This is a genomic window from Nocardioides sp. Z50_6, assembly GCF_058215755.1.
The window spans coordinates 41,126-55,632 of sequence record NZ_JBZAJB010000010.1; the positions used below are offsets into that span (position 1 = coordinate 41,126).

8 protein-coding genes are annotated in these 14,507 nt (G+C 70.4%); 7 read left to right on the forward strand and 1 reads right to left on the reverse strand.

Translation table 11 applies throughout. The features are described from left to right. The first annotated feature begins 20 nt into the window (after positions 1–20). The 6 genes from rplL (at position 21) to AC4BGE_RS17730 (ending at position 11,309) form a co-directional block, all read left to right on the forward strand. On the forward strand, positions 21–410 hold the full coding sequence (gene rplL, locus AC4BGE_RS17705) for a 50S ribosomal protein L7/L12 (protein ID WP_490570290.1): 390 nt from the start codon (positions 21–23) through the stop codon (positions 408–410). 52 nt (positions 411–462) lie between these two features. Continuing rightward, positions 463–642, forward strand: coding sequence for a hypothetical protein (locus tag AC4BGE_RS17710; RefSeq protein ID WP_490576135.1), 180 nt, complete (start codon positions 463–465; stop codon positions 640–642). Between the two features lie 193 nt (positions 643–835). Continuing rightward, positions 836–4,381 carry a DNA-directed RNA polymerase subunit beta gene (gene rpoB / locus AC4BGE_RS17715; protein ID WP_490570649.1) on the forward strand — a complete coding sequence of 1,182 codons (3,546 nt, stop codon included), beginning with the start codon at positions 836–838 and terminating at the stop codon, positions 4,379–4,381. A gap of 88 nt (positions 4,382–4,469) precedes the next feature. After that, complete coding sequence (locus AC4BGE_RS17720) at positions 4,470–8,348, forward strand: DNA-directed RNA polymerase subunit beta' (protein WP_490570289.1); 3,879 nt, start codon at positions 4,470–4,472, stop codon at positions 8,346–8,348. Positions 8,349–8,493: 145 nt separating this feature from the next. Next, on the forward strand, positions 8,494–9,345 hold the full coding sequence (locus AC4BGE_RS17725) for a DUF429 domain-containing protein (protein WP_490570288.1): 852 nt from the start codon (positions 8,494–8,496) through the stop codon (positions 9,343–9,345). 47 nt (positions 9,346–9,392) lie between these two features. Continuing rightward, positions 9,393–11,309 (forward strand): LTA synthase family protein, encoded by a 1,917-nt coding sequence (locus AC4BGE_RS17730; RefSeq protein ID WP_490576136.1) that lies wholly within the window; start codon positions 9,393–9,395, stop codon positions 11,307–11,309. 6 nt (positions 11,310–11,315) lie between these two features. Here AC4BGE_RS17730 and ggt read toward each other — a convergent pair whose 3' ends face one another. Then, positions 11,316–13,145, reverse strand: a complete 1,830-nt coding sequence (ggt, locus tag AC4BGE_RS17735) for a gamma-glutamyltransferase (RefSeq protein WP_490576137.1) — start codon at positions 13,143–13,145, stop codon at positions 11,316–11,318. Positions 13,146–13,256: 111 nt separating this feature from the next. Here ggt and AC4BGE_RS17740 point away from each other — a divergent pair, with 111 nt between their 5' ends. Further along, on the forward strand, positions 13,257–14,504 hold the full coding sequence (locus AC4BGE_RS17740; RefSeq protein WP_490570285.1) for a geranylgeranyl reductase family protein: 1,248 nt from the start codon (positions 13,257–13,259) through the stop codon (positions 14,502–14,504). Positions 14,505–14,507: the final 3 nt, after the last annotated feature.

Sequence of the window (14,507 nt, forward strand, 5' to 3'; positions counted from 1 at the left end):
AATGGAAGGAAACGCCAACCATGGCGAAGCTCAGCACCGCTGACCTCCTCGACGCGTTCAAGGAGATGACCCTCATCGAGCTCTCCGAGTTCGTGAAGGAGTTCGAGGACACCTTCGGCGTGACCGCCGCCGCCCCCGTCGCCGTTGCCGCCGCCCCGGCTGCCGGTGGCGCCGCCGGCGCCGAGGCCGCCGCCGAGCAGGACGAGTTCGACGTCATCCTCGAGGCCGCTGGTGACAAGAAGATCAACGTCATCAAGGAGGTGCGCGCCCTGACCTCCCTCGGTCTGAAGGAGGCCAAGGACCTCGTCGAGGGTGCCCCCAAGGCGATCCTGGAGAAGGTCGACAAGGCTGCCGCCGAGAAGGCCAAGGAGTCCCTCGAGGGCGCCGGCGCCACCGTCACCCTCAAGTGACCCCCGCCCCCTCGGGGGCAAGCACCACCGCGGAGGCGGCCACCCCATCGGGGTGGCCGCCTCTGTGCGTCCCGGCCCTCTCGCGCGACGTACGGTCGTCGGCCTCGACTCCGGCGTCGTCGAGCCCGCGGCCGACCTGACCTGCGAGTTCGACGACCCGGCGATCCTCGACGTTCATGTGGTGGTGAGCGCCGCCGGCCGAGCGGGCCGGTCCCGCGGCCGGGTGGCTTGACCTTCGGCTCCCGGCGAGCCATCATCTTCGCAACCGCACGGAGTTTCTGGACCCCCATCGGGGGTTTGTCCTGCGTGCGTCTCTGCGCTAGCATCATGAGTTGCGTCTGCCCTCATATGCTCTCACCCTGACCGGACGGGTGATGTAGTGGTGGGTGACGCCACTTCACCTTCAGCGATGATTCGAAGGACGCATCTTGGCCGCGCGCAGCTCTGCTGGAAACCCCCGCCGCATCTCTTTCGCAAAGATCAAGGAGCCTCTCGAGGTTCCCCCTCTGCTTGCTCTTCAGACCGACAGCTTCCACTGGCTGATCGGTGACGAGAAGTGGGAGGAGACCGTCGCCGCCCGCCGCGCCGCCGGCGACGACGTCTCGGAGAAGTCGGGCCTCCAGGAGATCTTCGAGGAGATCTCTCCCATCGAGGACTTCAACGACACCATGTCGCTGTCCTTCGAGAACCCGGTCTTCGTCGACCCCAAGTACACCGAGGAGGAGTGCAAGGAGAAGGACTTCACCTACTCCCGCCCCCTCTACGTCTCGGCCGAGTTCATGAACAACACCACGGGCGAGATCAAGGCCCAGACCGTGTTCATGGGCGAGTTCCCGATGATGACGAAGAAGGGCACCTTCATCATCAACGGCACCGAGCGTGTCGTGGTCTCCCAGCTCGTGCGGTCGCCCGGCGCCTACTTCGAGCGCACCGCCGACAAGACGTCCGACAAGGACATCTACACCGCCAAGGTCATCCCCTCGCGTGGTGCCTGGCTCGAGTTCGAGATCGACAAGCGCGACCTGGTCGGCGTCCGCCTCGACCGCAAGCGCAAGCAGAACGTCACGGTCCTCCTCAAGGCGCTCCAGGCGCTGGCCCAGGAGGAGGGCTACGAGGGCGAGCCCTACGACTACGAGTCGGTGATGGCCGAGCTGCGCCAGTACGAGTCGATCCAGCTCACCGAGGAGAAGGACAACACCCAGGGCCCCGACGACGCCCTCCTCGACATCTACCGCAAGCTGCGCCCGGGCGAGCCGCCCACCCGCGAGGCCGCGCTGACCCTGTTGAAGAACTACTACTTCAACCCCAAGCGCTACGACCTGGCCAAGGTCGGTCGCTACAAGATCAACAAGAAGCTCGGCCTGCACGAGCCGTTCGACCAGCAGACGCTGACCATCAACGACGTCGTCAACGCGATCCGCTACATCGTGCAGCTGCACGCCAGCGGCGCGCCGAGCGAGCCGGTCGACCTGGTCGACCCGTCGGGCGCGGTCGTCATCGGCTCCGACGACAAGCCGGTCAAGGTCTACGCCGACGACATCGACCACTTCGGCAACCGCCGGATGCGCACGGTCGGCGAGCTCATCCAGAACCAGCTGCGCACCGGCCTGGCCCGGATGGAGCGCGTGGTCCGGGAGCGGATGACCACCCAGGACGTCGAGGCCATCACGCCGCAGTCGCTGATCAACATCCGTCCGGTCGTCGCGGCGCTGAAGGAGTTCTTCGGAACCTCCCAGCTCTCGCAGTTCATGGACCAGACCAACCCGATCGCGGGCCTGACGCACAAGCGCCGGCTCTCCGCGCTGGGCCCCGGCGGTCTCTCCCGTGACCGCGCGGGCATGGAGGTCCGTGACGTCCACACCTCGCACTACGGCCGGATGTGCCCCATCGAGACCCCGGAAGGCCCCAACATCGGCCTGATCGGCTCGCTGGCCTCCTACGGGCGGATCAACCCGTTCGGCTTCGTCGAGACGCCCTACCGCAAGGTCGAGAACGGTGTGGTGACCGACCAGATCGACTACCTCACCGCCGACGACGAGGACCGCTACGTCATCGCCCAGGCCAACGCGCGCCTCGACGAGGACAACCGGTTCCTCGAGGAGCGGGTGCTGGTCCGGCAGAAGGACGGCGAGGTCTCCGAGATCCTGGCCGCCGACGTCGACTACATGGACGTCTCCCCGCGCCAGATGGTCTCGGTCGCCACCGCGCTGATCCCGTTCCTGGAGCACGACGACGCCAACCGCGCGCTGATGGGCGCCAACATGCAGCGCCAGGCCGTGCCGCTGATCCGCAGCGACAGCCCGCTGGTCGGCACCGGCATGGAGTACCGCGCCGCGGTCGACGCCGGCGACGTGGTCGTGGCCGAGAAGGCCGGTGTGGTCAAGGCGGTCTCCGCCGACGCCATCGAGACGATGAACGACGACGGCACCTACCAGACCTACCGGATGGCCAAGTTCAAGCGGTCCAACCAGGGCACCTGCATCAACCAGCGTCCGCTGGTCGTCGAGGGTGACCGGGTCGAGGTCGGCTCGCCGATCGCCGACGGTCCGTGCACCGACAACGCCGAGATGGCACTGGGCACCAACCTGCTCGTCGCCTTCATGCCGTGGCAGGGGCACAACTACGAGGACGCCATCATCCTCAGCCAGCGCCTGGTGCAGGAGGACGTCCTCACCTCGATCCACATCGAGGAGCACGAGGTCGACGCCCGCGACACCAAGCTCGGCCCCGAGGAGATCACCCGGGACATCCCGAACATCTCCGAGGAGGGCCTGGCCGACCTCGACGAGCGCGGCATCATCCGCATCGGCGCCGAGGTCACCACCGGCGACATCCTGGTCGGCAAGGTCACCCCCAAGGGCGAGACCGAGCTGACCCCGGAGGAGCGCCTGCTGCGCGCGATCTTCGGTGAGAAGGCGCGCGAGGTCCGCGACACCTCGATGAAGGTGCCGCACGGCGAGTCCGGCACCGTCATCGGCGTCCGGGTCTTCGACCGCGAGGACGGCGACGAGCTGCCGCCCGGCGTCAACCAGCTGGTCCGCGTCTACGTGGCCCAGAAGCGGAAGATCTCGGTCGGCGACAAGCTGGCCGGCCGCCACGGCAACAAGGGCGTCATCGCCAAGATCCTGCCCGTCGAGGACATGCCGTTCATGGAGGACGGCACCGCCGTCGACGTGGTGCTCAACCCGCTGGGTGTGCCGCGACGGATGAACATCGGCCAGATCCTCGAGCTCCACCTGGGCTGGCTGGCCAAGCAGGGCTGGGACCTCGACCTGCACGCCGACCGTGGCTCCGAGGAGTGGCAGGACCGGCTCATGTCGATCCACGCCGAGAAGAGCGAGGCCGGCACCAAGGTGGCGACCCCGGTCTTCGACGGTGCCCGTGAGGACGAGATCACCGGCCTGCTGGGCGCCACGCTGCCCAACCGTGACGGCGTGCGGCTGATCGACGAGACCGGCAAGGCCAACCTGTTCGACGGCCGCTCCGGCGAGCCGTTCCCGGACCCGGTCTCGGTCGGCTACATGTACATCCTCAAGCTCCACCACCTGGTCGACGACAAGATCCACGCGCGCTCGACCGGTCCGTACTCCATGATCACCCAGCAGCCGCTCGGCGGTAAGGCCCAGTTCGGTGGCCAGCGCTTCGGTGAGATGGAGGTCTGGGCGATGGAGGCGTACGGCGCGGCCTACGCCCTGCAGGAGCTGCTGACGATCAAGTCCGACGACGTGCCTGGTCGCGTCAAGGTCTACGAAGCCATCGTGAAGGGTGAGAACATCCCCGACTCCGGTATCCCCGAGTCGTTCAAGGTGCTCATCAAGGAGATGCAGTCGCTCTGCCTCAACGTGGAGGTGCTGTCGCAGGACGGCTCCACCATCGAGATGAAGGACGCCGAGGAAGACGTCTTCCGCGCGGCCGAGGAGCTCGGCATCGACCTGTCCCGTCGCGAGCCCAGCTCCGTCGAAGAAGTCTGAGTCGTGAGGCGGCGCGTCCGACGGACGCGCCGCCCGCCTCAGTCACCGTCTTGATTCAAAGAGAACTAACGAAGGAATTGAAGCCAACGTGCTCGACGTGAACTTCTTCGACCAGCTTCGGATCGGCCTGGCCACCGCGGATGACATCCGCACGTGGAGCCACGGTGAGGTCAAGAAGCCGGAGACCATCAACTACCGCACGCTCAAGCCCGAGCGTGACGGCCTCTTCTGCGAGAAGATCTTCGGTCCCACCCGGGACTGGGAGTGCTACTGCGGCAAGTACAAGCGCGTGCGCTTCAAGGGCATCATCTGCGAGCGCTGCGGCGTCGAGGTGACCCGCTCCAAGGTGCGCCGTGAGCGGATGGGCCACATCGAGCTCGCCGCCCCGGTCACCCACATCTGGTACTTCAAGGGCGTGCCCTCGCGCCTGGGCTACCTGCTCGACCTGGCGCCGAAGGACCTCGAGAAGGTCATCTACTTCGCCGCCTACATGATCACCTCGGTCGACGAGGACGCGCGTCACCGCGACATGGAGACCCTGGAGAACAAGGTCGGCCTGGAGCGGGAGCGCCTGGAGAAGCGCCGCGACTCGATGGTCGACGAGCGGGCCAAGAAGCTCGAGGAGGACCTCGAGGCCCTCGAGGCCGAGGGTGCCAAGGCCGACCAGCGCCGCAAGGTCAAGGACGGCGCCGAGCGCGAGATGGCCGCGATCCGCAAGCGTGCGGACAGCGAGCTGGCCCGGCTCGAGGAGATCTGGTCGACCTTCAAGTCGCTCAAGGTCCAGGACCTGCTCGGCGACGAGATCCTCTACCGCGAGATGAAGAACTGGTTCGGCAAGTACTTCGAGGGCTACATGGGCGCGACCGCGATCCAGAAGCGCCTCCAGGACTTCGACATCGAGGCCGAGGTGGAGTCGCTGCGCGACACCATCGCCAACGGCAAGGGCCAGCGCAAGGTCCGGGCGCTGAAGCGCCTCAAGGTCGTCGACGCCTTCCGCAAGACCGGCAACCAGCCGATCGGCATGGTGCTCGACGCCGTCCCGGTCATCCCGCCGGACCTGCGCCCCATGGTCCAGCTCGATGGTGGCCGCTTCGCCACCTCCGACCTCAACGACCTCTACCGCCGCGTGATCAACCGGAACAACCGCCTCAAGCGGCTGCTGGACCTCGGCGCGCCGGAGATCATCGTCAACAACGAGAAGCGGATGCTCCAGGAGGCCGTCGACTCGCTGTTCGACAACGGCCGTCGTGGTCGCCCCGTCACCGGCCCGGGCAACCGGCCGCTGAAGTCCCTCTCCGACATGCTCAAGGGCAAGCAGGGTCGCTTCCGTCAGAACCTGCTCGGCAAGCGCGTGGACTACTCGGGCCGTTCGGTCATCGTGTCGGGTCCGCAGCTCAAGCTGCACCAGTGCGGTCTGCCCAAGCAGATGGCGCTCGAGCTCTTCAAGCCCTTCGTGATGAAGCGGCTCGTCGACCTCAGCCACGCCCAGAACATCAAGTCCGCCAAGCGGATGGTCGAGCGCGCCCGCCCCGTGGTGTGGGACGTGCTGGAAGAGGTCATCACCGAGCACCCGGTGCTGCTCAACCGTGCACCCACCCTGCACCGACTCGGCATCCAGGCCTTCGAGCCCCAGCTGATCGAGGGCAAGGCCATCCAGATCCACCCGCTCGTCTGCAGCGCGTTCAACGCTGACTTCGACGGTGACCAGATGGCGGTGCACCTGCCGCTGTCGGCCGAGGCCCAGGCCGAGGCGCGGATCCTGATGCTCTCGACCAACAACATCCTCAAGCCGTCCGACGGCCGGCCGGTCACCATGCCGACCCAGGACATGATCATCGGTCTGTTCTTCCTCACCACCGACCGTGAGGACCAGCCGGGCTCGGGGCGCGCCTTCTCCTCGCAGGCCGAGGCCATCATGGCCTTCGACCGCGGCGAGATCTCGCTGCAGAGCAAGGTCCGGATCCGGCTCGACGGCATCGTCGCGCCGATGGACCTCGAGGGCGCCGCCGACCTGGAGGACGGCCAGCCGGTCCTCCTCGAGACCACGCTCGGCCGGACGATCTTCAACGACTGCCTGCCCGGCGACTACCCCTTCGTCAACTACGAGGTGGGCAAGAAGGCGCTCGGCCAGATCGTCAACGACCTGGCGGAGCGCTACACCAAGGTCGAGGTCGCGGCGTCCCTGGACGCCCTGAAGGACGCCGGCTTCCACTGGGCCACCCGCTCGGGGGTCACGGTCTCCATCGACGACGTCACCACGCCGCCGGAGAAGGCCCAGATCCTGTCGGGCTACGAGACCCAGGCCGCCAAGGTGCAGACCCAGTTCGAGCGGGGTCTGGTCACCGACGACGAGCGTCGCCAGGAGCTCATCGAGATCTGGACCCAGGCCGCGGCCGAGGTCGGTCGCGCCATGGAGAAGACCTTCGACCGGGCCAACCCGATCTACATGATGGTCGACTCCGGCGCGTCGGGAAACATGAACCAGATCCGTCAGGTGGCGGCCATGCGAGGACTGGTGGCCAACCCGAAGGGCGAGATCATCCCGCGGCCGATCAAGTCGAACTTCCGCGAGGGCCTGACCGTCCTGGAGTACTTCATCGCCACCCACGGTGCGCGCAAGGGTCTCGCCGACACCGCGCTGCGTACCGCCGACTCGGGCTACCTGACCCGTCGTCTGGTCGACGTCTCGCAGGACGTCATCATCCGCGAGGAGGACTGCGGCACCGAGCGCGGTCTGCCCAAGCAGATCGGTGAGCGTCGCGAGGACGGCACGATCGTCAAGCACCCGCACTCCGAGACGGCGGCCTACGCCCGCTCGGCGGCGGTCGACATCGCCCACCCGGAGACCGGGGAGGTGCTCGCCGTCGCCGGTGAGGACCTCGGTGACGTCAAGATCGGCGAGCTCGTGGCGGCCGGCATCGAGGAGGTCAAGGTCCGCTCCGTGCTGACCTGCGACGCCAAGACCGGTACCTGCGCCAAGTGCTACGGCCGCTCGCTGGCCACCGGCAAGCTGGTCGACATCGGCGAGGCCGTCGGCATCATCGCGGCCCAGTCGATCGGTGAGCCCGGCACGCAGCTGACGATGCGTACCTTCCACACCGGTGGTTCGGCCTCGGCCAGCGACATCACCCAGGGTCTGCCCCGCGTGGTCGAGCTCTTCGAGGCGCGTCAGCCCAAGGGTCTGTCGCCGATCTCCGAGGTCGCCGGCCGGGTCGAGATCGAGGAGACCGACAAGGCCCGCAAGGTCATCATCACCCCCGACGACGGCTCCGAGGTCGTCGAGTACCCGGTCTCGAAGCGGTCGCGGCTCAACGTCGCGGACGGCGAGAGCATCCAGGTCGGCCAGCAGCTGACGGTCGGTACCCCCGACCCGAAGGAGGTGCTGCGGATCCTCGGCATCCGCCGGGCGCAGCAGCACCTCGTCGACGAGGTGCAGGAGGTCTACCGCAGCCAGGGTGTGTCGATCCACGACAAGCACATCGAGATCATCGTGCGGCAGATGCTGCGCCGCGTGACGGTCATCGAGTCGGGCGACACCAACCTGCTGCCCTCCGACCTGGTCGACCGGGCCCGCTTCGAGGAGGAGAACCGTCGGGTCGTCTCCGAGGGCGGCACGCCGGCCTCGGGTCGCGCCGAGCTGATGGGGATCACCAAGGCCTCGCTGGCGACGGAGTCGTGGCTCTCCGCGGCCTCCTTCCAGGAGACCACCCGGGTGCTCACCGACGCCGCGATCCACGGTCGCTCCGACTCGCTGCTGGGTCTGAAGGAGAACGTGATCATCGGCAAGCTGATCCCGGCGGGTACCGGCCTCGAGCGGTACCGCAACGTCCGGGTGGAGCCCACCGAGGAGGCCCGCGCCGCGGCGTACTCCGTCACCGGCTACGACTCCTACGACTACGACTTCGGCCAGGGCTCCGGCCAGGCCGTCGCGCTGGACGACTTCGACTTCGGCTCCTACCAGAGCTGATCGAGCCGTCGCCGAGGCGACGTAGTCACCCACGAGGGCCGGATCCCGCACAGGCGGGGTCCGGCCCTCGTGCCATGCCCCTGCCATGCCCCCTGCCATGCCCGCGTGTCTTCACGGCGCGGTTCCTGCTGGCAGGATGACGCGCATGGGCGAGCAGGACGAGCGGGCGGTCGCCGCCCGGGCCGAGCGGCTGCTCGCCGAGCTCGGCGGCCTCGCGGATCAGGCCGGGCTCGACGTCTCCCGCGAGCTGGCGGCCCTAGCCGAGCGGTTCGCCGCCGCCCCCGCGGCCGCGACGGCCCTGCCCGCTGACGTGCCGCCGGTGCTCGGCGTCGACGCCGGCAAGGGCAGCTGGGTGGGGGTGCTGCTCGCCGGCGGCCGGAGCCGGGTGCTCGCCGCCCCCACCCTGGCCGGTCTGGTGGAGCTGGCCCGCGAGGCCGAGCCGGTCCAGGTGGTGGGGGTCGACATCCCGATCGGGCTGCCCGACACCGGGCGCCGGCAGGCCGACGTCCTGGCGCGTCGCGAGCTGGTGGGGAAGTCCTCCTCGGTCTTCACCACCCTGACCCGGGCGGCCTACGAGGCGGGCAGCTACGCCGAGGCCCGCGCGGCGAACGTCGCCGCCACGGACGGGCAGAGCGCCTCCGCCCAGGCCTGGGCCCTGCGGGAGCGCATCCTCGACGTCGACGGCTACGTGCGGGGCACTCCGCCGGTCCGGGTGGTGGAGGTCCATCCGGAGCTCTCCTTCGCCCGCCTCGCCGGTGCCCCGGTGCCGGCCGCCAAGCGCACCCCCGAGGGGCAGCAGGCGCGCGAGGCCGCCCTCCGGGCGGCCGGCTTCCCGCTGCCCTGGCTCGCCGCCGGGCCGGGCTACGCGGTCGACGACCTCCTCGACGCCTGCGCCGCCGCGTGGAGCGCCGCCCGGTACGCCGTGGGGGTGGCGGAGTCGTTCCCGGCGGAGCCCGAGGTCTTCTCCGACGGCGTCCCGGCCGCGATCCGCGTCTGAGGCCCGACGGTTCGGCGATGCTCCGGAGGCCGACATAGCCTGTCCCCGTGAACGGCGATCCGGGGTTTCAGGAGGGGCAGCAGGACAGCAGGACCCGAACGGATCGGCCGGATCGAGCGGCCTGGTCCCGGCGCCAGCTGCTGGTCGATCTCGGCGTCACCGCCCTGGCCGCCGTCGGCTGCGTCCTGGTCGCCGAGCACCGGTTCCGTGGCCTGTTGCAGGGCGACGTCGGCGGGATCGGCGAGCTGCCCTGGGTGGTGCTGGCCCTCAGCGCGGTCGTCCTGTGGCTCCTCTCCCTGCTGGTGCTGGGCCTGCTGGGGTCGCGGGTGGTCGCCGTCCTCGCCCTGGGCCTGCTCACCGGCGTCACCGTGGTGGCCAGCGACGAGAAGGCCAGGCTCCGCCTCGAGCCGCTCTTCCCGACCGACGTCGCCTACCTCGACCAGACCGGGTTCCTGCTGGACAACGCGGGGATCCCGGTCTGGCAGCTGGGGCTCGCGGGCGGGCTCGCCGTGCTCGCCCTGGCCGCCGCCACGTGGGCCGCGGCGCGACGTCGCCGGACGACAGGGGTGCGCGGCGCCCCGCCGCTGCTCCGCGTCGGGTACGTCGTCGTCGGAGCCCTGGTCCTCCACTCGACGCTCACCTTCAACGACGAGCGCAACCTGCTGCGCGCCGGCTACGAGGCGGGCGGCGCCGAGTGGGTGGCCTGGGACCAGTGGGACAACTACCGGGCCAACGGGTTCCTGCCGGCGCTGCTCTACAACATGCCGGCGAAGCCGATGAAGCGCCCCGACGGCTACGACGAGGAGACGATGTCGGCGCTCGCCGACAAGTACGTCGCCCGGGCCCGGGAGCTGAACGCCTCCCGCGATCCCGCCGCGCTGAAGGACACCAACATCGTGGTGGTGCTGAGCGAGTCGTTCAGCGACCCCACCTGGCTGGACGGCCTCGAGCTGGAGGAGGACCCGATCCCGTTCACCCGCGAGCTGATGGGGAGCAACCCCTCGGGGCGGATGGTCAGCGTCGGGTACGGGGGCGGCACCTCGACCATGGAGTTCGAGGTGCTCACCGGGCTCGCCGCCGCCAACCTCCAACCACAGGCGCGCACGCCGTTCCAGCAGCTCCTCCCCGGCCACGCCCGCTTCCCGGGGTTCGTCAACGCCCGCGTCGAGACCAAGCGGGCCAAGCTGGCGATGCACTCCTTCGGCGGGAGCTTCTACCGGCGCGGTACCGCCTATCCGGCTCTGGGGTTCGACCGCACGAAGTTCTCGGACCAGATGCGCCGCAAGCAGACGCTGGGGCGGTGGCACTACGTCAGCGACCGCGCCCTCTACCGGGAGGTGCTCGACGAGCTCGAGGAGACCGAGGAGCCGATGCTCATCAACGCGGTCTCGATGCAGAACCACGCGCCGTACGAGGACCGCTACCCCGACCCGATCGGGGCGCGCGTCGCGGGGGAGGAGCTCTCTGCGGGGGTCGGCCAGTACCTGCGCGGCATCAAGCACTCGGACGAGGCCCTGGCCGACCTGGTGGCGGGTGTCGCGGCCCTCGACGAGCCGACGGTCGTGCTCGTCTACGGCGACCACCTCCCCGCGATCTGGCCCGAGGGGCTGCTCCGCAGGAACGGTGAGGTGAGGCGCTACGAGACACCGTGGGTGGTCTTCGGCAACGTCCCGCTGAGCCGGACCGAGCAGGTCGACCCCGTCGGTCCGACCCACCTCTGGCCGCTGCTGCGCGAGGCGACGGGGGCCCCCGTGACGCCGATGTCGGCGCTCCTCACCGACCTGCGCCAGGAGCTCCCGGTGCTGACGCCGCAGCTCGTGCAGGACCGCCACGGCGCCGAGGTGGACCCCGACGAGCTCACCGGCCGGGCTCGAGAGCTGCTCGAGGAGTACCGGCTCGTCCAGTACGACCAGATCGAGGGGCGCAGTCGCTCGACCGAGCGCTTCTACGCCCTCCCGGACTGAGGCGCATCAGTCGGCCGAGCGTGGGGTGATGACCCCCGCGGCGCCGCCGCCGCGGCGGACCGGCTCGGAGACCGCGGTCAGCCGGCGTCCGGAGAGCTCGATCGCGGTGGCCGCGCCGATCTCGGCCTGACTGGTGAACGCGTCACCGGCCGCCACCAGCGTGTGCCCGTAGGCGGTCAGCCCGGCCCCGAAGGCGGTGATGAACTCGGGCTCCGCGGTCGTGCTGGCGCCGTTGCGCTGCGTCGCCCGCGGGGCGGCGATCGCCTGCTCCAGGGTCATCCCCAGGTCGATCCGGTTCACCAGCATCTGCAGCACGGTGGTGATGATCGTGGACCCGCCGGGGGAGCCCAGCGCCAGGAACGGCTTGCCGTCCTTGAGCACGATGGTCGGCGCCATCGAGGAGCGCGGCCGCTTGCCGGGCTGGATCCGGTTGGGGTCGCCCGCGTCGTAGACGGTGGAGAAGTCGGTCAGCTCGTTGTTGAGCAGGAAGCCGCGGCCGGGCACGGTGATGCCGGAGCCGCCGGTCTGCTCGATGGTCAGCGTGTACTCCACGACGTTGCCCCACCGGTCGGCGACGGTGAGGTTGGTGGTGGAGATGTTCTCGGTGTCGGCCGCGTCCTCGCCGGCGTCGGGGGCGGCGGTGCAGATCCCGTCGTAGTCCGCGACGTTGCCCGGGGCGGTCGGCTTCGCCAGCGCCCTGCCGGGGGTGATGGCGCACGCCCGCTCGGCCGCGAAGGCGTCGCTGAGCAGGTCGCGCAGCGCGACGTCGACGTAGGCGGGGTCGCCGACGTACTTGTTGCGGTCCGCGAACGCCAGGGCGCTGGCCTCCAGGTAGTGGTGCAGCGCGTCGGTGACCGACATCGACCGCAGGTCGTAACGCTCCAGGATGTTGAGCGCCTCGCCGACGGTGGAGCCGCCCGAGGAGGAGGGCGCCATCCCGTAGACCTGGTAGCCGCGGTAGTCCACCTTGGACGGCCGCTGGGCGACCACCCGGTAGCCGCGCAGGTCCTTGCGGTCGAGCGTGCCGGCCGGGACCGGGAGCGTGGTCCCGCTGACCCGGTCGGGCCGGCGGACCGCCCGGACGACCTGCTTGGAGAGGGGGCCGTCGTAGAAGGCGCGGATGCCCCGGCGGGCGATCAGGTCGTAGGTCTCGGCGAGGTCGCGGTTGCGGAAGACGGAGCCGACCCGGGGTGCGTCCCCGCCGGGCAGCCAGAGCCGCCTGGACTCCCTGGTGGCGCGGAACCGCTCGGCGTTGTCCAGGGTCTGCTGGCGGAAGGTCTCGTCGACCTTGAAGCCCCGGCGGGCGATCTCGGTGGCCGGGGCCAGCGCCTCGTCCAGCCCCCAGGTGCCCCACCTGCGCAGCGCCTTGTCCCAGGTCGCCAGGGTGCCGGGCACGCCGACGCTGACGCCGCTGGTGACCAGCTCGGGGGTGAAGTTGTACGGCGCCCCGGTGGCGGGGTCGATGAAGGCGTCGCGGCGCATCTTGCGCGGGGCGGTCTCGCGGCCGTCCAGGGTGCGCACCTTGCCGGTCGCCGCCTCGTAGAGCACGAAGTACCCGCCGCCCCCGATGCCGGCGCTGTAGGGCTCGGTGACGCCGAGCGCGGCGGCCGCGGCGACGGCCGCGTCCACGGCGTTGCCGCCGGCCCGGAGCACCCGCAGGCCCGCCCGGGTGGCCTCGGGGTCGACGGTGCTGACCGCGCCGCCCCGGCCGACCGCCGTGGGCACCTTGGTGTCGTCCCGGGGGGCGGCGTGGGCCGGCCCGGTCGCGACCAGGGCGGAGGCGCCGAGGGCGAGGGCCCCGACGGCGGTGGCGAGGGTGCGTGCTGGTCCTGGCATGGGTCCTCCCGAGACGTGTGCCGGCTGGCTGGGTCCGTTCACCCTCCTCCACCTCGGCGCCGCTGTCGAGGGGGGTGCGCCGCCTCACCGGGGGCCTGAGAGAATCGCGGCGTGCCCGACCCCTTGCCCGCCCAGACCGACGTCCTGGTCGTCGGTGCCGGTCCCGCCGGCTCGGCGGCCGCCGCCTGGGCCTCCCGTCACGGCCTGGACTCCCTCCTGGTCGACATGGCCGTCTTCCCCCGCGACAAGACCTGCGGCGACGGCCTCACGCCGCGCGCCATCGGGGAGCTGACCCGGCTCGGCCTCGAGGACTGGCTGCGCGCGCACGTCGTCAGCAAGGGCCTGCGCGCCCACGGCTTCGGCCAGACCCTGCACCTGCCGTGGGCGGTGCCCGGCGGCACGCTGCCCGACTGGGGCTCCGCGGTCGCGCGCACCGAGCTCGACGACCACCTGCGCAGCACCGCCATCAAGTGGGGAGCCACGGCGGTCGACGGCACCAAGGCGGTCGACGTCGTGATGGACGGCGACCGGGTGGCCGCCGTGGTGCTCGAGCGCGACGGCGTCCGCACCGAGGTCCGCTGCCGGTGGCTCGTGGTGGCCGAGGGCGTCCGCTCGCCGCTCGGCAAGAAGCTGGGCCGCGAGTGGCACCGCGACACCGTCTACGGCGTGGCGGGCCGCTCCTACGTCGCCTCGACCATGTCGCAGGACCCGTGGATCTCCTCCCACCTGGAGCTGCGCGACGAGACCGGCAAGGTGCTCTCCGGCTACGGCTGGATCTTCCCCCTCGGCACCGGCGAGGTGAACCTGGGTGTGGGTGCGCTGGCCACCTCGAAGCGGCCGGCCGACATCGCGGTCAAGCCGCTGATGCGGTTCTACGCCGAGCAGCGCCGTGCCGACTTCGGGATCACCGGCCAGCTGCGGGCCGAGACCTCCGCGCTGCTGCCGATGGGCGGCGCGGTCAGCAACGTCGCCGGCCGCAACTGGGCGCTGATCGGCGACGCCGCCGCCTGCGTCAACCCGCTCAACGGGGAGGGCATCGACTACGGCCTGGAGACCGGGCGGCTGGTCGCCGAGACCATCGCGGCCGGGGACGACCTGGGCGAGGCGTGGCCCGCGCTGCTGCGCGAGCACTACGGCGAGGCGTTCTCCATCGCCCGGCGGCTCGCCGGGATCGCCACCGTCCCCCGGGTGGTGGCCACCCTGGGGCCGCCCGGGATGCGCTCGGACTGGCTGATGACGCTCGCGCTGCGCTGGATGGGCAACCTGGTCACCGAGGAGGACCGGGACCGGGCCGCGCGGGTCTGGCGCTGGGCCGGCCGGCGGTCGCTGGCGCTCGACGCGCGTCCGCCCTTTTCCTGATTC

Coding starts and splice junctions, on each gene's coding strand:
- rplL (WP_490570290.1), top strand. CDS start 21: ATGGCGAAGCTCAGCACCGCTGACCTCCTCGACGCGTTCAAGGAGATG.
- ggt (WP_490576137.1), bottom strand. CDS start 13,145: ATGCCAGGACCAGCACGCACCCTCGCCACCGCCGTCGGGGCCCTCGCC.
- AC4BGE_RS17725 (WP_490570288.1), top strand. CDS start 8,494: ATGGGCGAGCAGGACGAGCGGGCGGTCGCCGCCCGGGCCGAGCGGCTG.